This window comes from Orrella daihaiensis (assembly GCF_022811525.1).
In the GTDB taxonomy this organism is placed as follows: domain Bacteria; phylum Pseudomonadota; class Gammaproteobacteria; order Burkholderiales; family Burkholderiaceae_B; genus Algicoccus; species Algicoccus daihaiensis.
Map to the genome: position 1 here is coordinate 2,096,454 of NZ_CP063982.1, position 19,130 is coordinate 2,115,583.

Consider the following 19,130-nt stretch of genomic DNA (forward strand, 5'->3'; position numbering starts at 1 on the left):
ACAAAGGGAGCGACGGGCTGTGAGACTAACCCGGTCACGCTTAGCCGGCTCGTTTGAAAAACGAAAGTGATATGCCGGCCACCACAAACAGTCCACCAAAAACGCGGTTTAAAAACCGGACATGTCGTGGTGACTTCAGGTATTTGAATATCCTCGCGGCTAATGCGGTGTAACCAGCCATCACGACCAAGTCAGTGAAGGTAAGCGTCGCACCAATGATGACGTATTGCAACCACAAAGGCTCGTTCAGATTCAAAAACTGCGGCACCACCGCCAACAAAAACACTGTGCCCTTAGGGTTGGCCGCATTGATCAGCCAACCTTTGAGGATCATTCGGGTAGCTGATTCGCCAATAGCACCGTCGCGTTGCACTTTTGCCTCGGTCAGGGGTGCACGCCATTGAGAAACCCCCAGGTAGATCAAGTACGCCACCCCGAACCATTTAACTACTTCAAACGCCATAGCCGAACTGGCTACCAGGGCCCCCAAACCAACGCTTACCAACACCAACTGGGTCATGATGCCCAGAATAAGACCTACGGTGGTGATGTAGCCTCGTTTAAACCCATGGGTCAGGCCCGCGTTCATGGCCGCCACAGCACCCGCACCGGGCGAGACGCTGATCGCCCACGAGGCGGCAAACAAAGCGAGCCAGACTGAAAGTTCCACTTTTGGGTCTCACAAGAATCCGACTCTGATATTACTGTGACGACTGAGCGGAAAGTTCGCAATCCATGTCTAGCGATGGATCTGACTTGTTCAAGCGCAAACAGGCTTAAAAAAGAATACGCGTGCGAATGGTTCCCGGAACTTCCCGAAGACGGCCAAGCGCCTCCACTGACTGTTCGATATCAGTGTCCATGACCACATAACCAACCGAACCTCGGGTTTGCAGATACTGCGCTGAGATATTGACACCGGTATCGGAAAAAATCTGATTAATCGCCGACAAAATACCTGGCACGTTGTGATGGATATGCAGGATGCGATGTTTGCCCGCGTGCGCAGGCAACGCAACTTCAGGGAAGTTGACTGACGAGACCGAAGTGCCATTGTCGCTGTACTTCACAAGCTTTTCTGCCACTTCGCGACCAATGCTCTCTTGCGCCTCCACGGTCGAGCCACCAATATGAGGCGTCAGGATCACGTTGTCCAAGCCGCGCAACTCACTGTCAAACGCATCCTGGTTACTCGCGGGTTCTATCGGAAACACATCAAGCGCAGCACCAAGCAATTTGCCACTGTCGATGGCGTGCTTCAAAGCACTGATTTCGACAACCGTACCGCGCGACGCGTTGATCAAGACACTCTTGTCTCGCATCTGTGCCAACTGGGTCGACCCCATCATCCACCGAGTCTCAATGGTCTCAGGGACGTGCAGTGTCACAACATGGGACTCTTGCAGCAGTTCCTTTAAGGTCAAGACCTGTCTGGCATTGCCGTGTGGCAGCTTGGTAACCACATCATAGAAAATCACTCGCATACCAAGTGACTCGGCCATCACCGAGAGCTGGGAGCCTATCGAACCGTAGCCGACAATACCCAATGTTTTACCGCGAAGTTCGTAAGAATTATTTGCAGTCTTAAGCCACTGACCTCGATGAGCAGCCGCATTCTTGGCAGGCACACCACGCAATAACAAAATGGCCTGACCCAACACCAGTTCGGCCACCGACCGGGTATTTGAAAATGGCGCGTTAAAGACGGCAATCCCACGCTCAAGCGCGGCACTCAAATCCACTTGATTGGTGCCAATGCAAAAGCATCCCACCGCATTCAATTTGGCAGCCGCATCAAACACCTCGGCTGTCAGTTGCGTGCGTGACCGTATACCGAGGAAATGAACATCTCTGACGCGGTCAAGCAAAGCCTGACCCTCCAAGGACCCCTTTTCTCGCTCGATATTGTGATAACCAGCCGCACGAATCAAGGCCTCAGCACTGTCGTGCACCCCTTCCAACAACAAAAACTTGATCAACTGCTTATCTACTGAGGTTTGCTTCATGCCAGGCCTGCCGCTTCACATCAAGAAAACCGCAGAGAATACCTAAGGGAAACCAACATTGAAGGGATAACCACAATGCCCGTATGAGCAGCACAAATTGACGGCCACCTGCCGCCAGGCAAAACACGCCAAACTTAAGCGGTCTGAGCAGCACTAGCCCGACGCCGGCGGCGGCCAGACGTGGGCTCGACTTCCCAGACAAAACCCGTGCTCGCCCGAATCACTAGCTGCCCTTGGTGAATGAACGCGTCAAACGCCCCGGGTACGCAGATTTTGCGGGCAATACCCAATCGCGGCTTTTTTAAGTAAACCGCTTCTTCATTCGAGTCGATTCGTTCGATGATCCAGTCCATGAACGTGATCTTATCCAAATGGCAATCCTAGTTGCTCAATACCACCTCGAATTACCCATGCGAGATAGCCGCAACGATATGGCATTGTGGCTTGGGCGCGACATCGACGCATAGCCAATGAGTCAGTTCACGCGCTATCCTGAGTTGCTTGATTCAACTGCAAAACACTTGAACAATTGATTGCAGCCTCAGATGCCATGACCAGATCCCTTTACCTAATCGACTCAATCACGCAAATCACCGCTGAGATGGGCGATGCGGTCATTGTCTCAGGTTCACATGGCGGCGTATCGTCAGCCAGTTACGTGGTCAATGCACCTCGAGCGCCGTTTGCGGTATTTTTTAACGATGCGGGTGTAGGCAAAGACGCCGCAGGCATTGAAGCACTTAACATCCTCGATGACATTGGCGTTTTTGCCTTTGCCTACGGGCATGACAGCGCCCGGATCGGGCAGGCCCAGGACGGGCTAGATAACGGCGTGGTGACTCATCTTAACGCGATGGCACATGTCTATAAAAATTGGATAGGCAAATCCGTACGAGAGCTCGCCAAGCGCTTGCAACAAGAGCAGCAACAAGAGCGGTAACCGCCTGGCCGCCGTGCTACAACTGCTCAGTCACTGAGAATTCGCTGCACACACGATCGAGCCACACACCGGAGATTGGCACCATGGCGCGCTATACCTCATCGCACTGGGGCATTTATGAAATCAAGCAAGGTGCCGATGGTAAACCCTTGCTTGATGTTTTTAAGGCTGATCCAGACCCCTCCGAGATCGGCCTCTCGATGCTGGAGGCTAGCACTCGACTACGAGTGGCCAGACCCTGTGTTCGTCAAAGTGTGCTCGAAAACGGCCTAGGTGCATCACCTGAGCGTCGAGGTCTGGATCCATTTGTCGAAGTCCACTGGGATCAAGCGTTGGATCTGGCGGCGCAAGCCATTAGTCAGACCATAAAGCACCATGGTAACCAAGCGATATTCGGTGGCTCTTACGGTTGGTCAAGTGCTGGGCGGTTTCATCACGCTCAAAGTCAGGTACACCGGTTTTTAAACGCAGCTGGTGGTTACGTACGTCACATGGACTCGTATAGTCTAGGTGCTGGCCGGGTCGTCCTGCCCCATGTGGTTGCACCCATGGATGACTTGATGGCTGTGCATACGAGCTGGGATGTCATGGAAAAACACACCGAGCTCTTTGTGACATTTGGCGGCGTGCCCCGTAAAAATGCACAGGTCAATCCGGGTGGCGCAAGCGAGCATTTAGTCAAGGGTGGTCTCTATGCCATGGCCAAGTCGGGTGTGAAATTTGTCAACATCAGTCCCACACGGGCAGACCTCGACATCGGCTGTGAGTTTGAATGGATACCGATTCGTCCTAATACGGATGTTACTTGTATGTTGGGTATCGCATTCGTCATTCATGCGGAAAACGGCCATGACATCGACTTTCTGAATAATTACTGTGTGGGGTTTGACAGGTTCGAAGCCTACCTGACTGGCAAATCAGATGGTCAACCCAAAACGCCCGATTGGGCAGCGAGCATCTGTGGGATTTCAGCTGACCAAATCACCGAATTAGCGCGACGCATGATGGCTGCGCGGACCATGATCAATGTGTGCTGGGCGGCTCAACGCGCACATCACGGCGAGCAACCTTTCTGGATGGTCGTAACCTTGGCGGCCATGCTTGGTCAAATCGGCTTACCCGGTGGCGGGTTTGGCGTCGGCTACGGCGCCATGAACATGATGGGCATGGCCAACCCAAAATTTGGTGGGCCCACCTTACCGCAAGGTCAACCCCAGATACCCGACTTGATCCCAGTAGCCCGGATCACCGATATGCTGGAAAAACCTGGCGAACCGTTTTTTTACAACGGCAATGCTTATACCTACCCAAAAATCGAACTCATTTATTGGGCTGGCGGCAACCCGTTTCATCACCACCAAGATTTGAAACGGCTGATTCGTGCTTGGCGACAAGTACCGCATGTGATTGTGAACGAACAGTTCTGGACCACCAACGCCAAGCTAGCTGATATCGTGTTTCCGGCTACCACCACATTTGAGCGTGAGGACATCGGGTTCGCCACGCGCGATCGATTTATGGTTGCCATGCGGCAGATATTGCCACCACACCAAGAAGCCCGCGATGACTATGACATATTTGCAGGCTTGGCCAAGCGACTGGACTGTGAAGAGACCTTCACCGAAGGCCGTGATGCCGCCGCCTGGATACGGCATATGTACGACGACTGCCGACCACGGGCCAAAGCGGCCGGCGTGAACCTGCCGAGCTTCGAGCACTTCTGGGAGCAAGGACTCGTCGACTTACAGCAGCCTGGTCAGTACAACAACATGCTCGAAGAATTCCGTAAAGATCCGAAAGCTCATCGACTCAATACGCCATCGGGTCGTATCGAAATCTACAGCGAACGCATCGCGAGTTTTAAACATGATGACTGCCCGCCTCACCCGACCTGGATGGAACCTGCAGAATGGGTTGGCAGCGAGCTGGCCGAACAATATCCTCTGCACCTGATATCTGATCAGCCTGCAGGCAAACTGCACAGCCAGCTCGATCACAGTCAGTTAAGCCAAAGCACCAAACGCAAAGGCCGCGAACCGATTGATATCAACCCACAAGACGCCGACTCACGCGGTATCCAGAGCGGTGACACGGTCTGGGTGTTCAATGGCCGCGGCAAGTGTCTGGCCACTGCCAACATTTGTCCTGACATCATCGTAGGTGCGGTGCGACTATCCACCGGCTCTTGGCTAGATCCCAATGATTGGGCGAGCCTGGATTATGACAAGCACGGTAACCCCAATATCCTGACGTTAGATATCGCAAGCTCTAATTTGTCAGGTGGCTGCAGCGCTCATACTTGTCTAGTCGACATCCAAAAATTCGACGGCGAACCACCCGCTGTGACCGCTTATGAATTACCTGACATCCTGAGCCGTCGCTGATAGAACGAACCAACAGATTGAGCCGGGTCACGGTTGCAAACATGGGTCACGCCTATAATTAAATATTGAGTAAAGTGACTGTGTTCAATGGACGAGCAAATGCTCTTCACTGATGGGCTCAAGCCCACCGAACTGGATCCGCATGAAACCAAACCTGTTTCCCTGGCTAAAAGACGTTCGCTTAAATAGCGCGACGTTAACGGGTGACATGTCAGCGGCCGTCGTGGTTACCTTGATGCTGATTCCCCAAAGCCTCGCCTATGCCCTTTTGGCGGGGATGCCAGCGCACATCGGTCTATATGCCAGTGTGTTGCCTCTGATTGGTTATGCGCTGCTGGGTCGCAGCCCGGCCTTGGCGGTCGGGCCAGTGGCGATTGCATCGGTGATGACGTTTGACGCACTCATGCCCTTTTTTACGCCAGGCTCACCCGAGTGGGTGGCTGGTGGTATGTTTCTGGCGCTTGCCTCTGGACTCATTCTAATCGTGTTCGGCTTTTTACGGTTTGGGTTTATTGCGGCACTGCTTAGCCATCCGGTGATGAGTGGTTTTGTTTCAGGTGCAGCCATCCTGATCATCCTCGGGCAGATCAAGACATTGACTGGGATCCAGGTTACAGGCGGTACTGCATTTGATCAGTTGCAGCAACTAATGACTAATCTACACAACGTCAACACAATCACACTCAGTGTTGGCCTGTGCACATTTGTGTTGCTACTGCTGGCTCGCCGCTTTGCAGGCATGTGGCTCAAGCGCGTCGGGGTGCGCGGGTTAGTACTAGACATTCTGACCAAGGCCAGCCCCTTGGTGATGATAGGCATCGTGACTTTGGTGTTGGTCGCCATGGATTTGGAAAATGCGACCAAAACGGTGGGCTCCGTGCCAACTGGCTTGCCAATTCTTGCCCTGCCGCCAATGAGTTCGGCATACAGTGGACTGGTGATCTCTGCGCTTTTAATTGGCGTCGTGGGTTTTATTGAAAGTGTGTCGATGGCACGTGCCATTGGTCGTATTCGAAAGGTACCCACCGATCCCGACGCCGAGCTTCGTGGGCTAGGTGCCGCGAATGTGCTCTCAGGCTTATCAGGTGCATTTCCAGTCACCGGTGGTTTGTCTCGCTCAGTGGTAAACCTGGATGCGGGTGCACGTACGCCCCTGGCGGGTGTTTTCTCGGCCATTCTGATGGTAATCGTATTGCTTGGTGCAGGGCAGTATCTGGCAGCCCTGCCGCTAGCGAGTTTAGCGGCCTTGATTATTGTGGCGATTTGGTCATTGTTTGATTGGCGCACCCTACGCGAGTGCATCCGGTTTGATCGAGCTGATGCAGCTGGCTGGTTGGTGACTTTTTTTGGAGTGCTGTCGCTAGGTGTTGAACACGGCATCATGCTGGGGATAGCCCTGTCAGTCGGCACGGTGCTGTGGCGTCAATCTCGACCTCACATTGCCATTATCGGACGACTGCCCGGCAGCGAACATTTCAGGAATGTACATCGCCATCAGGTCGAGACTTTGTCGAACGCACTTTTTCTGCGAGTAGACGCCAATCTGTTTTTTGCCAACTGGGACCGCGTGCGTGAGTTTATCGACCAACAAACCAACCACTTGACTCAGGGCGGCGAGGTGGTTCTAAGTATGGCTAGCGTATCGGACATTGACAGCACGGCCCTAGAGGGTCTACAGGGGTTGGCGAGAGACTTAAAGACACGCGAGATTGGCTTGTCGCTTTGCGAGATCAAGGGCCCGATTTCAGACAAACTCAAGCGTGCGCACTTGGACGGCCAAGTGAACACTCATCTGTCGAACCACGATGCGTTTGAAGCCATTCGAGCAAAAGGGCATGCGCTAAATAGTCCTAACATATGATGTCCACCCCCATCGCTATACAGACATCAAACAAACTTGAAAGCTTGGTCAGTACCGCACCAGCACTTTGGCTCGGATTGCACAGCACACTGGCGAAATTTCAAAACACGCCAGACATCACAACCCTGAATGAAGCTGCCAACAAAGCCGGTCTCACTAACAGGCTAGGTATGCCGCTGCAGTTCATTGCGCAAACGAAACCATGTGGACAGCGTGATTACGAAACACAAATTTATCACCAAGGCATGATCCCTACACGCCCTGGCCACTGGCATGACATCTTTAATGCCTGTATGTGGTTGACCTACCCTAAGACCAAAGCAGCATTGAATACGGTGCATCTACGTGAGCCAACTACCACGGGACGGACACCAGCAAGCGATGCAGCCACCCTATTTGATGAAAGTGGCGCCATTCTGATCGGGCCCGATCCAAGGCTGGCTCAATGGCTTATCGATCATGACTGGAAGACTGCGTTTGTGACGCATCGGGATTTGTGGCAAACACACCACCTGTTGGTGATCGGCCACGCTGTGCTGGAAAAACTCGCCAACCCCTATCCGGGCATGATTGCCAAAGTCATTTATCAACCTTGGTCAGCCCTAAGCAAAGACGATCTCATGGCACCACCACCCGCACTTGATCAAATCATTGCCCAGCGCTGGCATGATGGTGAATTCAAGCGACCATCACAGCTATTTCCGATGCCAGTCCTCGGCGTGCCCGGCACTGATACCAGTAATGAAAACCCAGCGTATTACGACAACACGCTGGTATTTCGCGCAAAGCGCAAGTTATAGAACACGAAAACAATTAGTTCATTATGCGTACTAGAGGGCGTTGGCCGAAGAAAACCCGGATCACCAACTGATGGACCACGCAGCAGTGTTAAAACTAACGCCAACAACAAACTCTCTACTATCCGGAGACATCCATGACAAATTCATCAAACCCACCGGTAGCCGTGGTCACTGGTGCTGCACGCGGCATCGGGCTAGCCACTACGCAATTGCTTCTAGAAGACGGCTGGCATGTTGCGATGATTGACCGTGATGAGCCGGAATTAATGAAAGTCAGCAATGGTTTGACTGGCGCCAGACCCTTTGTGTGCGATGTATCGGTGCCAGAGGACGTAGATCAAATGGCTCGTCAGGTACTGGCTTGGAGTGGGCGTATTGATGCACTGGTAAACAACGCAGGTGTAGCTGATTTCGGGCCGATGGCTGATACGGACTTCAAGCGCTGGCGCACCGTCATGGAAACGAATTTGGATGGCGTTTTTTTATGCTCACAGGCTTTAATCCCTGCATTGAAGCAAACCCATGGCGCAATCGTGAACATTGCTTCTATTTCAGGGCTCAGAGCCTCTACATTACGTGTGGCTTATGGCACTTCGAAGGCTGCTGTGATTCATCTAACCAAGCAACAAGCTGCGGAGCTTGGCGAGCACAACGTCAGGGTCAATTGCGTAGCGCCAGGCCCCGTGCGCACCAAACTGGCGATTGCCGTGCATAGCCCGGAAATTATTGCTGCCTACCATGACGCCATTCCATTGAACCGCTACGGCGCTGAACATGAAATCGCCCAAGCAATTGTATTTCTGGCCTCACCCAAAGCCAGTTACATCACAGGCCAGGTACTCGCAGCCGACGGTGGGTTTGAAAGTACCGGCGTTGGACTGCCTGCTTTGCGAACAAAGTTAGATAAATGACCAACATGGCAGACTTCATTTACCTCAACAACTGGGATCGCGAACAGCCACCAACGCGTTTCGAACAAGCGCTGGGCACCTCCGGATTGTCGGTGACCATGTATAGAACCGTTCAAGGTGAGTTACCAAATACTGCCGCCATACAAAAAGCTCGCGGTGTATTTGTCAGTGCAAGTGTGGCAGGCGCTTATGATGGTGATGCCTGGATTGATGCTTTGGGTGAGACTTTAAGACAACTTGCTAGCCAAGAAGTACCGATGCTCGGGCTGTGCTTTGGGGCTCAGGTGCTGGCTTGGGCATTGGTTGGCAAGGACCAGGTATTTAAACGCGCCGATCGCGAAACTGGCTATGGTGAGATCCAACTAACCGACGCTGGAAAAAAGGACCTCTTGACGCAGGGCCTTGCCCACCAAATGCGAACTTTTATGTGGCATGGTGACGAAGTACGCGCAGACCATCCGGACATTATCGTTTTAGCCAACAACGATGTCTGTGCCAATCATCTCTGGCGTTGGCGCCGTGGTCCGGTGTGGGGCATTCAGCCCCACCCGGAAATGGATCAAACCCACATCTGCGAGTTTCTGCATAAAAATCGCGAATGGTTTGTTGCCGAAGGCAAAGACGTTGAACCCATACTGAACTCGCTAGAGCCCAACGATCAACTGGCACCTATCTTTGACCGATTTTTAGCATTGGTTAAAAATCGCTGAACTGGTTAACCATTTCATAGCTTATCGAGTTCCCCCCGGGCCGGCGCCAGCCCCACCACCAGATCCACCACCAGATCCACCACCAGATCCGCCGCCTGAGCCTGAGCTTGAACCTCCTCCACGGTTTTGGATTTGGCTTTGCTGCTCAGACTGCATTTGGCTTCGATTCATCGGCGCATTAACTGCTGGTGGCGTGTGTAGCTGCTGCCGCTCACGCTCGCGCTGCATCTCTTGCTGCCGCACTTGATCTCCCTGCCCAGGTGGTACGGTTTCTTGCTGCTGCTGGGTTTGTTGCTGCTGCTGTTGTTGCGCCTGCTGAGCAGTTTGCTGCGCCAACAATGACCGGGTTGTGCTGTCTTGCGCCTGCACGTTAGCAGACACAAGGACAACAGCTACCCAGCCCGATGCGAGATAGCGATATTTCATGATGTCACCTCACGATGGGCCAGGTGCCCGTTAAACCACGAACGATTCGGCGCCTAGCTGTTCGGCATTGATACCGACAAGCTGCACCGATAGCTCGGCCATTCCCGAACCGGATACGTGACCGTTGGTATCGGCATAAACCATGGTGTTCTCGCCCGACTGCTCTACCCAAATACCGAAAGCCTCTGGTCCAGCAGCAAAATGGATATTGCCTCCAATCGCCGAGAAATCAAGCACATCAACACCAGGCTTAAAGTCTGTGATGATGTCCATGCCATGCGACCCTTCTGACAACACATCGTCGGTTACCAAAGTTTGGATGTGGCTATGGTCATCATCATTTCCATGGTCCGAATCATGGTCACCACCGCCATGACTGCCATGCGCTGAACCAATCACAAAAACGTCTGGCCCGTTACCACCGGTCAAAATATCTGGTCCTGGACCACCATCAAGGAGGTCACTGCCGTTGCCCCCATCTAAAACGTCACGACCGCCACCACCATACAATTCGTCTGCCCCATTGCCACCAAGCAAGGTGTCTGGTCCGCCTCTGCCATAGATATGGTCGTTGCCATTACCGCCATCGATATACTGCGGCCCACCTGCACCAAACAACCAGTCTTCGAAATTGGTACCCATAATGACCGTACCGGAATGGTCACCATGACCATCCTCATGATCATCCATGACAACGGCGTTCATACTCGAATCATCCACCATCATTACTGATGCAAGCATGGCTGGCTCGGGCTCTGGCGCAGGTACTTCAATCGCACCAAAATTTTCATGCATAAACAGAATCACTGCTCGGGCGTCATCAACGGCTTGCGCAAAATCATTCACACCCGCGTTTGTCACTGGTTCAGTAGAACCATCGCTTTGCAGATATTCGTCCGTCCATTCCTGACTTCCAAAGACTGCCTCGTACACCGAAGTTGGTTCGACCAGTTCAAGCTCGGGATCATCATCCAAGTTCTGATACCACTGAATATAGGTATCACTCCAGCGGGCCTCGCGCGAATAGTCATAGGCCTCACCACCATCGACCGTGAAATCAAAATAGTCAATCGTGCTGCCTGTCACTTGATTAACACCCAAGGTGGTGTTCTGGTAGAGAACAGCATCCATCGTCACTGGTGAAAACTTGTCAAAAGCCGCTGCTAGCAGGCTTGAAGGGTCCCAGTTCTCGAGCGCAGCGATCTGGGCTGGCCAAAAATCTTGAACTGCCGTCCAAGACTGCTGACCACCTGCCGTCATTAAGTACTGATAGAGCGCCATGTTCTCAAGCGGTGAGTCAATAGCAACGCCATCAACCGTAATTCGACCCGCTGCATCCGTATCAATCACAGTAGCAGCCATGATCTTGGTCATCGCCTCATCAAGCGACTTCTGCATGACCGAATCAGGCGCACGTGCTACGTTGGCGCGACCAAGCTCGACCTCCTGAACGAGATCGACCTTATCCGTCGGTATTTCATAGTCACCGGTCGCCGGATCCAACTCGAAATAAATCAAGCTACCATCGCTACCCACCAGAATAGGCTGCCCATTGCTATCGAGAACTGGCTCACCGTTACCATCACCATCAGACGGATCGAGGTCACGCAACAAGACATACTGATCACCATACAGGTCGCCTTTATCACTTCCACCGCCTGGATTGTCAGGGCGCCCACCACCTTGGCCTTTGCCATTACCGCTGCCGGGATTGTCCGGGCGGCCTGATCCTTGCCCTTGCCCACTGCCCTGACCACCACCTGGACTCTGGGCAGCCAATACGTTGTCCCTGGCGAGATCATCTCGGCCAACATTCGGGGATTTCTTCATGGTTTGTTACTCCTTCAATTTGATTGCGTCTGTAATTTGCAGCTGCATTCAAATCGTGCGCCGATCAGGGCCATTGCACCATTACCCATTGGCGATAACAAAACACGCACTGCCGTTTACCCCTTTTGGATAGCTCACCGTCTATCACTTTGACTCACACGGCTTACAGCCGCGGCATACCTAAAAAGGTGTAGCGATATACGCGATTTGCGTGATTTACCAAGCTCAAACGCCTACCTAAGATGATTCAACCAATCAGACGTTGATGAAGGAGACAACCATGGTGACGTTCTATCGTAAGGCACAGATCAATGGCAATACGCCGATCGACAAAGAAACGGTAGGTTCAATTGATTTATCCCAGCCAATCAAGCCAGAACGATGGTCAGAAACCGAGTATCTCGGCATATTGAATCCGGAAGATGATCTGCCTTATGTCGTCATCCGTCCGAAGGTCAACCGCAAGAACAACAAAAAAATTCTGCGCATGCGCGGTCACTGGGATTGAATACACGGTTAAAAGGAGAGTTTCATGCTGGATACTTACAGCCAGTCGCAAGATGATGGCGGCGTTTCATTTGAAACCGATGACCTTGCAGCCGTGGGCTACCTTAGTTCATCTACCGAATTACTTGGGCTACTGGGCCTTACCTATCTATTTCTACAAAGCTATTGGAACAACCGACGGCTTAATCTGACCGGTAGGCTGTACTACGACGGCCTTGATTACGGCATTATTCTGGAAGGAGAAAAAACCCGGCTCGCTCGACTGGCGCGTATCATCGAACGCGACGGGCGACACAAGATCCGTCAGAAGTTCCATATTCAGAACATTAACCAACGTCACTACGACGATTGGCAGATGCGTTTCGATGGTGCAGACACCGTTGCACATGTGTTACCGAATTATCGCCATGCGATTGGCGAGATCAATGGCCAGACAGCTGACCAAGTAATGCAACTAATGACACTTTACCGCGTCTGAATCAATCTAGACGATGCCGTAATCAGAGAGCCAGCTATTTGCTGGCTCTCTGTCTTTTTATTGAGTCGTTTGACCTACTGCACCGTGATGAACTTGCCGTGGTGGTTATTCACTTTAGGTAATGTCAGCGTCAAAACTCCATTATCAAACTTGGCAACCGATCCCTCGCTTTTTACGTTGTGTTCGAGCTGCACGGTGCGATTAACCCAGCCGTAATAACGTTCACTACGGATAACTTTTTCATCTGACTTCTCTTCGGTGATTTTTTTGGTCTCAGCACTGATGGTCACTTGATCATCCTCGACTTCAATTTTGATGTCCTTTTTGTTTACACCTGGCAGCTCGGCTTGCAACTCATAATGATCTTTACAATCCTTAACATCTACTTTGAATGATTGATCACTCAAGGACTCCAGAAACGGTCGCATAATGTATTCCGGTGAGGCAAACTCGCGAAATAGTTCGCCCCACATATTGCGATTGATACGTTCTAATTGATTCATGATGGTTCACTCCTGTGTTTACTCATAGATTGTGACGAACGAGTCGTCATACCTAAACATGGTGCTTGTCTAGCTGCACGCAAACTCTAACGCTCACGCAAGGCCTCCCGTACTGACATTAACGGTCTAAAGACATACTCGAGAACAGTCTTGTTACCGGTTTTAACTTCAATGTCAGCCGTCATGCCGGGCATTGGTGTGAGTGCCTTGCCATGGCGCGTGACGCCCTGCTCAACAAACCCAACCAATACCTTATAGAGACCTGGCTCAAGTTGCACTTCATCGTTAGGTGGAGGTCGGTTTGGATTCTGTTCTTGCAAGGTATCTGCGCTGATATGCATGATCCGGCCATGGATACCGCCATATTTATTGAAGTCATAAGCACTGAGCTTGACCATTACTGGCTGTCCGATTTCAAGAAATGCTACTTCTGTTGGCTCAACAAATGCCTCGACGACCATTTCATCATGTGTCGGAATAATTTCTAGAATATCTTGACCAGCCGGCACCACTGCGCCCAAAGTAGTCACCTGAATATTTTTCACCACCCCATCCATGGGCGCACGAATCACAGTTCGTTTAAATGCGTCTTGACGGGCAAGTGCGTTCTCACGAGCCATGGCCATTTCGGTCTCCACTTTCACGAGTTCGTTATTGGCATCGGTGTAATAGCGATTTTTGCGCTCGGCAATCCCGGCTTGGATATCCGAGCGTTGCCGTGACAACCGTAAAACCTCCACTTCAGATATCACTCCTTTGTTAACTAGGGGCTCAACCATCTCGATCTCACGAGAGATGAGCGCCATGGATCGCTCCATTGCCATGACCTGTTCATCGAGTGCCTGACGCCTAGCGGCATAAGCTGCCAGTTCACGTGCCATGATCTGTGGGTGGTCATCAAGCTCTGGGCCAAATTCGATTTCTTTACCCAGGGCCTCAGCGCGTAAACGTGAGGCCTGCGCAGAAAGACCTAGCCATTTTTCTACTGCTTCGCGATACATTGGACCTGAACGAGCGTCATCGATACGTAAAAGCTGCTGCCCTGCCTTAACCGAATCACCCTCGCGCACATTCAATTCCGTCAGGATGCCAGCGTCCAGACTTTGCACGACCTGCGCTTTACTCACAGGAATCACACGGCCTTGACCACGGGTAATTTCCTCAAGCTCGAAACTATATGCCCATGCGAAAAATCCGATCAAGCCGATAGCCAGAGCCCAAATAGTCAGAGTCCTGACTCTGGATTCATCTTTACGGTCTTGGTGATACTCAAATTCATCGCTGTGGCGTAGTACTGGTGAATTCATCATGATCTCCTTTTCTGTGTCTGCGCTAAGCACTGGCACCCGCCACACCCGGCTCAATGCCCTTGGAGGCTGAAGTCCGTTGCTTGGACGATGCTTTAGCTTTGGCCGTGTCTGAATCAGCGCCGCCTGAAGACTTGCGAGGCGTACGTTGCGCGTCTTTGGCCGATGCTGCAATGCCAACTGTCAGTTGCTTCAAAACATCATCTCGAGGACCTTTTGCAATAAGCTGACCGCGTTCAAGCACTGCAATCTGATCCACCCAAGCGAGCAGTTGCAGGCGATGGGTCGCCAATAAAACCGTCCTGCCCTTTAACCAATGTTCAAGCACTTCAATGACGCGCTTCTCGGAATGTTGATCCATGTGTGACGTCGGCTCATCCATAAAAACAAATTGCGGATCGCGCAGCATCATGCGAGCGATTGCAAGCAACTGCCGTTGCCCGCCTGATAAACCTCCACCAGCTTCCGACAGTGGCATATCGAGACCTCGCGGGTGATTAGCCACCAAACCATATAAATCGAGCTTTTTAAGTACATCAATTACATGGCTATCAGTGATGCGATTATCTGATAGCACCAGATTGTCTCTGAGCGTACCCATAAAGAGTTGGGCATCCTGACCCACATAACCAATGTGGTCACGCACCAGACTTGGATCGACCTGCTGCAAATCAACGCCATCTACCAGCACATGCCCACCGAGCGGTGTATACAGTCCGGACATAAGCCTAATCAAGGTGCTCTTACCTGACCCCACACGTCCAAGCAGTGCCATATGATCACCTGGCTTTAGCTCGAGCGAGACTCGCTTGATCACCGGTATCTTGTGCTCATCTGGATAGGCGAATTCCAGCTCGACCGATGTCAAGCCGCCGTCGACTCGATCAGGCTTTACGTAATGGCGGTTGCGCTCACGGTCACGTGGTCGTTGCATCAAGTGTTCAAGGGTATGCAGCGATGCAAGGGCTTGCTGATAACGAGCGGCTAATGCCATGACGTTTCCTAGCGGAGAGATCGCACGACCTGCCAGAATCACAGCGGCGATCAAAGCACCCAAGGTCAGTGTGTTCTGACCAATGAGATAGACGCCGGCGACAATCATCGCCACGGTCACTAATTGCTGCAACATGGCAGTCAAGCCCATGATGAGATTGGTCAATGACCTTGCGCGCTTGTAGGCCTGAGCAGCCGCCCCATTGGAGAAATCCCAGCGCCTTTGAAGATAGTCTTCGGCACGATGACTTTTAATGAGCTCGAGATTCAGCAAAGACTCTACCAACACACTTTGCTTATCTCCCGACTCTTTCATGTTCATACGCATAGCCTTCATTAATGGGTATTGCGCTGACAGGCCAATGATGAGGAGTAACGGCACGATGGCCGCAGGGACCAATGCCAACGGACCGGCAATCAGCCAGATCAATGCGATAAACATCAAAATGAACGGCAAGTCTCCGATTAATACGAGAGAAGCTGATGAAAAAAAATCTCGCAACGCTTCAAAATCTCGCATTGAACTTGCAAATATGCCAATTGACTGCGGACGATGCTCAAGACGTATGGATAAAATCTCTCGCAACAGCGCTGCATTGATAGCCAGGTCAGCCTTTTTGCCGCCAACATCAACTAGCGACGCCTTAAACCAGCGCATCAGGAATTCCAGCAAAATGGCAATTGATGTGCCAATAGCCAGAGTCCAAAGCGATGTGTAGGCTTGCGTTGGTACGACACGATCGTAAACATTCATCGCAAAAAACACCACCGCTACGGTCAGTATGTTGGCAATCACATTGGCAGTCGTGGCTTCAAGGTAGTACCCGCGGTAGGCCCAGATGGTCGACCAGTACCAGCGCAGACCATCGCGCTTGGGTGGTAATAACCGCTGTGACGATGTCTCGGGCGCGTGTTGCACGATCAGTGCCTGCCCGTCGTAACGCGCTCTCAAATCATCAAGCATCATCGTGGTTTCACCCGGCTGTCCTGGCCAGGCTACTTTGGCGCTCTCGCCCCTGATCTCGGTAATGACACAATAGACCCCATGCTTTAATGCCAATACAGCAGGCATCAGGTAGCTTGGAATCTGTTCAATATCCGTTCGAGCCCACACTGCCATGAGTCGGTGGCGCTTGATTACGCTTTGCAGACCCGTATCAATAAAATTTCCATGGCTATCAAACTGCACTGCATTACGCAATTCGCGTGCTGGTATCGGTTTAAGCAAAATGCCGGATGCACGCACAATCGCCTCGACCAGATGACCGGCTTTACGGGTTTCAGATTCCTTATGTTCAAGCGCCGCCCGCTCGGATTCATGAAAAGGAATGTCTTGGTTTAGGCTTTCTACTTTGGTTTCCATGTTTTTTCCTTTTATTGGGTATTCATCCAATTGCCGGATGCAGGTGCGACCTGCGCACTGCGCAAACCAGTACCGGTGCTGGCAGATGATGGAGTCTGCTTGCCCGATGTAGGTGTCGTGGCACCCTGTGTCTTGGACAATGTCGGATTTGGTCGCGAATGCAATGTAGGCTCCGAGCTAGACAGATAAGCTTTGGCCAACTGACCAGTGGCCGCCATCAGGCGGGCACGGGCAATCTTGGCATCGAACTCAGCCGAGGCACGATTACTCTGGTAGCTAAAGAGATCTGATTGAATATTCAACAGATCAAGCAGAGATCGGCGTCCGACTTCAAATTGTTGGCGATAGGCCACTACCACTGCTTTGGCTGTCTTAATCTGGGTATGGCTAGCAGCAATCCGCTCAATGGCTGATTGACGCTGCGCCCAGAATGACTGAATGCGCTCTCGTAACACCAAACGGGTTTCTTTCAGGTTCTGTTCTGATGCCGCTAGGTTTGCAGCCGCAGTGCTGACGGCACCCATGGTGGCGCCGCCCTGAAATATCGGCACGGACACCACCAATTGCGCGACGTAATCACCTTGACCACTGCCCTGATAGGTTTGCTTGCCATACGTGAAATCAACCGTCGGTGAATGACCCGATCGCGCCCCGCGCAAGGCTGCCTCATTGGCCGCAACCATGGCCTGTTGCTGCAATAACACCGGATGGTTCGCATCCATCGATGCCAGTGCCAATTGCACGGATTTTGGTGTGACCCCAGGCTCGTCAGTCAAGCCCGAGGGCGCCGACGGCATCTGCCCCATCAGCATCCGACTCAAGCGGTCAGCTGCCTGTGCCAGATCCCCCTGGCGCTGCGCAAGAATCAGCTTGGCATTCTGGTACCTGACCATTGCTTGGTTACGATCAACGCGCCTACCCTTATCAGCTTGCAAGATTGTTTCTGTCGACCCTAACACTCGTCGGTGAAACGTCAGGTTTTCCTCGGCTAGTTTCACCATCTCGATTTGGTAGGCCCAGTTCAAATAGCCTTCGATGCATTGCAAAGCAATATCGTCTCGGGTGATTTTTTGTTGTTCGCGCGCTGAATCAGCCATCGCCTGTGAGCGCTCGACGTCAGCTTGAATACGCCAACCAGACCAGACATTCAGGCTGACGGTTGGCGACTGAATCCAGGTGTTGTCGACGCCACCTGCGTTGTAGTCACTGTATGTTCCTAACCAGCTGACTTGCGGCCAATGTGCGGCTTGTGCTCGGGTGATATCGGACTGCGCTGCCTGAGCGCGTGACTGTGCGGCAAGAATTGCTGGGTACTGTGATAGCGAAATCATCACGGCTTCACGCAGGCTTTGCCCTTGCGCCGGTAGCGAGGTTGTCAGTACAAGTCCAAAGCAAACAGCGCGTATTGCGTGATGACAGATGGGTTTACGCACCACCATAGCCCACCTCACGCCACACCATGTTGCTGAAGATACAGTACCAAGGGCATCCGGCCAGTAAGTGATAGTTTTTGATAGATGTGATGAAGGTGTAGTTTGACCGTACCCTCGGAGATGTTCAGCCGCGTAGCAATACGCTTATTTGGCAAGCCCTCAAGAATTAGCTTTGCCACCGCTAATTCACGTCGCGTTAACACCTGAGTCACTGCTTGACTTTTTTTATGTTGGTCAAGCATGTGTGATACGGCATTGGAAGTCAGGTCCTGGTCGAGCCACTTTTTGTTGTCAAACACACTATGGATGCATTCGGCGACTTTCTGTGGCGGATTATGTTTACCGACCAATCCCTGCACACCCATGTCCAGAGCACGCATCACTTGCGTAGGTGTACTCGATGTAAATATCACCGGCTTGGTCTTGAGTTGACGCTTTTGTATTTCATCAACAACAGAGAGCCCATCACGCTTTGGAAGATCAATATCCAGTAACAGAACATCAGGCTGGTGTTGCTCAACCGCCTGCAGGGCCAATTCCCCATCTGAAACCGACGACATAATGGCAATATCCGGATCATATTGACGGATTTGCTCAATGCCTGCGCGTACAACAGGCTGTGAGTCTGCAACGATAAGATTAATAGTCACGGCAACCCCCTTTGACACTTAAGTCATG

General features: G+C 52.0%; 18 protein-coding genes. 8 read left to right on the forward strand and 10 right to left on the reverse strand.

Features of this window, described 5'->3' with window-relative positions:
• Window positions 1-40: 40 nt before the first annotated feature.
• The 3 genes from DHf2319_RS09715 to DHf2319_RS09725 all read right to left on the reverse strand — a co-directional run bounded on the left by DHf2319_RS09715 (window position 41) and on the right by DHf2319_RS09725 (window position 2,377).
• Window positions 41-670: a LysE family transporter gene (locus DHf2319_RS09715; RefSeq protein WP_243478018.1), complete on the reverse strand. Its 630-nt coding sequence runs from the start codon at window positions 668-670 to the stop codon at window positions 41-43.
• 106 nt (window positions 671-776) lie between these two features.
• Entirely contained in the window at window positions 777-2,006 is a 1,230-nt protein-coding gene (serA, locus tag DHf2319_RS09720; protein WP_243478019.1) for a phosphoglycerate dehydrogenase, read from the reverse strand.
• 134 nt (window positions 2,007-2,140) lie between these two features.
• Window positions 2,141-2,377, reverse strand: a complete 237-nt coding sequence (locus tag DHf2319_RS09725) for a hypothetical protein (RefSeq protein WP_243478020.1) — start codon at window positions 2,375-2,377, stop codon at window positions 2,141-2,143.
• Window positions 2,378-2,556: 179 nt separating this feature from the next.
• On the opposite strand from DHf2319_RS09725, the gene DHf2319_RS09730 reads away from it, so the two are divergent.
• From DHf2319_RS09730 to DHf2319_RS09755, 6 genes are all read left to right on the forward strand, one after another.
• Window positions 2,557-2,946 (forward strand): hypothetical protein, encoded by a 390-nt coding sequence (locus DHf2319_RS09730; protein WP_243478021.1) that lies wholly within the window; start codon window positions 2,557-2,559, stop codon window positions 2,944-2,946.
• Window positions 2,947-3,029: 83 nt separating this feature from the next.
• Window positions 3,030-5,330: a molybdopterin-dependent oxidoreductase gene (locus tag DHf2319_RS09735; protein WP_243478022.1), complete on the forward strand. Its 2,301-nt coding sequence runs from the start codon at window positions 3,030-3,032 to the stop codon at window positions 5,328-5,330.
• A gap of 142 nt (window positions 5,331-5,472) precedes the next feature.
• Window positions 5,473-7,191, forward strand: a complete 1,719-nt coding sequence (locus DHf2319_RS09740; RefSeq protein WP_243478023.1) for a SulP family inorganic anion transporter — start codon at window positions 5,473-5,475, stop codon at window positions 7,189-7,191.
• Window positions 7,188-7,991 carry a DUF3025 domain-containing protein gene (locus tag DHf2319_RS09745; RefSeq protein ID WP_243478024.1) on the forward strand — a complete coding sequence of 268 codons (804 nt, stop codon included), beginning with the start codon at window positions 7,188-7,190 and terminating at the stop codon, window positions 7,989-7,991. The genes DHf2319_RS09740 and DHf2319_RS09745 overlap by 4 nt, the downstream gene beginning before the upstream one ends.
• 134 nt (window positions 7,992-8,125) lie before the next feature.
• Complete coding sequence (locus tag DHf2319_RS09750; protein WP_243478025.1) at window positions 8,126-8,902, forward strand: SDR family NAD(P)-dependent oxidoreductase; 777 nt, start codon at window positions 8,126-8,128, stop codon at window positions 8,900-8,902.
• Entirely contained in the window at window positions 8,899-9,612 is a 714-nt protein-coding gene (locus DHf2319_RS09755) for a type 1 glutamine amidotransferase (protein ID WP_243478026.1), read from the forward strand. Before DHf2319_RS09750 ends, DHf2319_RS09755 begins: the two co-directional genes overlap by 4 nt.
• Window positions 9,613-9,633: 21 nt before the next feature.
• Here the strand turns inward: DHf2319_RS09755 and DHf2319_RS09760 are convergent, their stop codons facing one another.
• Together DHf2319_RS09760 and DHf2319_RS13115 are read right to left on the reverse strand one after the other, a co-directional pair.
• On the reverse strand, window positions 9,634-10,038 hold the full coding sequence (locus DHf2319_RS09760) for a hypothetical protein (protein ID WP_243478027.1): 405 nt from the start codon (window positions 10,036-10,038) through the stop codon (window positions 9,634-9,636).
• Between the two features lie 30 nt (window positions 10,039-10,068).
• Complete coding sequence (locus DHf2319_RS13115; protein WP_305802157.1) at window positions 10,069-11,868, reverse strand: calcium-binding protein; 1,800 nt, start codon at window positions 11,866-11,868, stop codon at window positions 10,069-10,071.
• 280 nt (window positions 11,869-12,148) lie between these two features.
• Between DHf2319_RS13115 and DHf2319_RS09770 the strand changes: the two genes are divergently transcribed.
• Window positions 12,149-12,376: a hypothetical protein gene (locus DHf2319_RS09770; protein ID WP_243478028.1), complete on the forward strand. Its 228-nt coding sequence runs from the start codon at window positions 12,149-12,151 to the stop codon at window positions 12,374-12,376.
• A gap of 24 nt (window positions 12,377-12,400) precedes the next feature.
• Window positions 12,401-12,853 (forward strand): BLUF domain-containing protein, encoded by a 453-nt coding sequence (locus DHf2319_RS09775; RefSeq protein WP_243478029.1) that lies wholly within the window; start codon window positions 12,401-12,403, stop codon window positions 12,851-12,853.
• A gap of 74 nt (window positions 12,854-12,927) precedes the next feature.
• Here the strand turns inward: DHf2319_RS09775 and DHf2319_RS09780 are convergent, their stop codons facing one another.
• From DHf2319_RS09780 to DHf2319_RS09800, 5 genes are all read right to left on the reverse strand, one after another.
• Window positions 12,928-13,356: an Hsp20/alpha crystallin family protein gene (locus DHf2319_RS09780; protein WP_243478030.1), complete on the reverse strand. Its 429-nt coding sequence runs from the start codon at window positions 13,354-13,356 to the stop codon at window positions 12,928-12,930.
• An 86-nt stretch (window positions 13,357-13,442) separates the two neighbouring features.
• Window positions 13,443-14,666 carry a beta-barrel domain-containing protein gene (locus DHf2319_RS09785; RefSeq protein WP_243478031.1) on the reverse strand — a complete coding sequence of 408 codons (1,224 nt, stop codon included), beginning with the start codon at window positions 14,664-14,666 and terminating at the stop codon, window positions 13,443-13,445.
• Window positions 14,667-14,688: 22 nt separating this feature from the next.
• Window positions 14,689-17,019, reverse strand: coding sequence for a type I secretion system permease/ATPase (locus DHf2319_RS09790; RefSeq protein ID WP_243478032.1), 2,331 nt, complete (start codon window positions 17,017-17,019; stop codon window positions 14,689-14,691).
• An 11-nt stretch (window positions 17,020-17,030) separates the two neighbouring features.
• Window positions 17,031-18,458 (reverse strand): TolC family protein, encoded by a 1,428-nt coding sequence (locus tag DHf2319_RS09795; RefSeq protein WP_243478033.1) that lies wholly within the window; start codon window positions 18,456-18,458, stop codon window positions 17,031-17,033.
• A gap of 8 nt (window positions 18,459-18,466) precedes the next feature.
• On the reverse strand, window positions 18,467-19,102 hold the full coding sequence (locus tag DHf2319_RS09800; protein ID WP_243478034.1) for a response regulator: 636 nt from the start codon (window positions 19,100-19,102) through the stop codon (window positions 18,467-18,469).
• Window positions 19,103-19,130: the final 28 nt, after the last annotated feature.

Bases quoted from the DNA above. Each gene is read 5' to 3' on its own strand.
- serA (WP_243478019.1), bottom strand. From the start codon at position 2,006: ATGAAGCAAACCTCAGTAGATAAGCAGTTGATCAAGTTTTTGTTGTTG.
- DHf2319_RS09730 (WP_243478021.1), top strand. From the start codon at position 2,557: ATGACCAGATCCCTTTACCTAATCGACTCAATCACGCAAATCACCGCT.
- DHf2319_RS09735 (WP_243478022.1), top strand. From the start codon at position 3,030: ATGGCGCGCTATACCTCATCGCACTGGGGCATTTATGAAATCAAGCAA.
- DHf2319_RS09740 (WP_243478023.1), top strand. From the start codon at position 5,473: ATGAAACCAAACCTGTTTCCCTGGCTAAAAGACGTTCGCTTAAATAGC.
- DHf2319_RS09745 (WP_243478024.1), top strand. From the start codon at position 7,188: ATGATGTCCACCCCCATCGCTATACAGACATCAAACAAACTTGAAAGC.
- DHf2319_RS09750 (WP_243478025.1), top strand. From the start codon at position 8,126: ATGACAAATTCATCAAACCCACCGGTAGCCGTGGTCACTGGTGCTGCA.
- DHf2319_RS09755 (WP_243478026.1), top strand. From the start codon at position 8,899: ATGACCAACATGGCAGACTTCATTTACCTCAACAACTGGGATCGCGAA.
- DHf2319_RS09760 (WP_243478027.1), bottom strand. From the start codon at position 10,038: ATGAAATATCGCTATCTCGCATCGGGCTGGGTAGCTGTTGTCCTTGTG.
- DHf2319_RS13115 (WP_305802157.1), bottom strand. From the start codon at position 11,868: ATGAAGAAATCCCCGAATGTTGGCCGAGATGATCTCGCCAGGGACAAC.
- DHf2319_RS09770 (WP_243478028.1), top strand. From the start codon at position 12,149: ATGGTGACGTTCTATCGTAAGGCACAGATCAATGGCAATACGCCGATC.
- DHf2319_RS09775 (WP_243478029.1), top strand. From the start codon at position 12,401: ATGCTGGATACTTACAGCCAGTCGCAAGATGATGGCGGCGTTTCATTT.
- DHf2319_RS09780 (WP_243478030.1), bottom strand. From the start codon at position 13,356: ATGAATCAATTAGAACGTATCAATCGCAATATGTGGGGCGAACTATTT.
- DHf2319_RS09785 (WP_243478031.1), bottom strand. From the start codon at position 14,666: ATGATGAATTCACCAGTACTACGCCACAGCGATGAATTTGAGTATCAC.
- DHf2319_RS09790 (WP_243478032.1), bottom strand. From the start codon at position 17,019: ATGGAAACCAAAGTAGAAAGCCTAAACCAAGACATTCCTTTTCATGAA.
- DHf2319_RS09795 (WP_243478033.1), bottom strand. From the start codon at position 18,458: ATGGTGGTGCGTAAACCCATCTGTCATCACGCAATACGCGCTGTTTGC.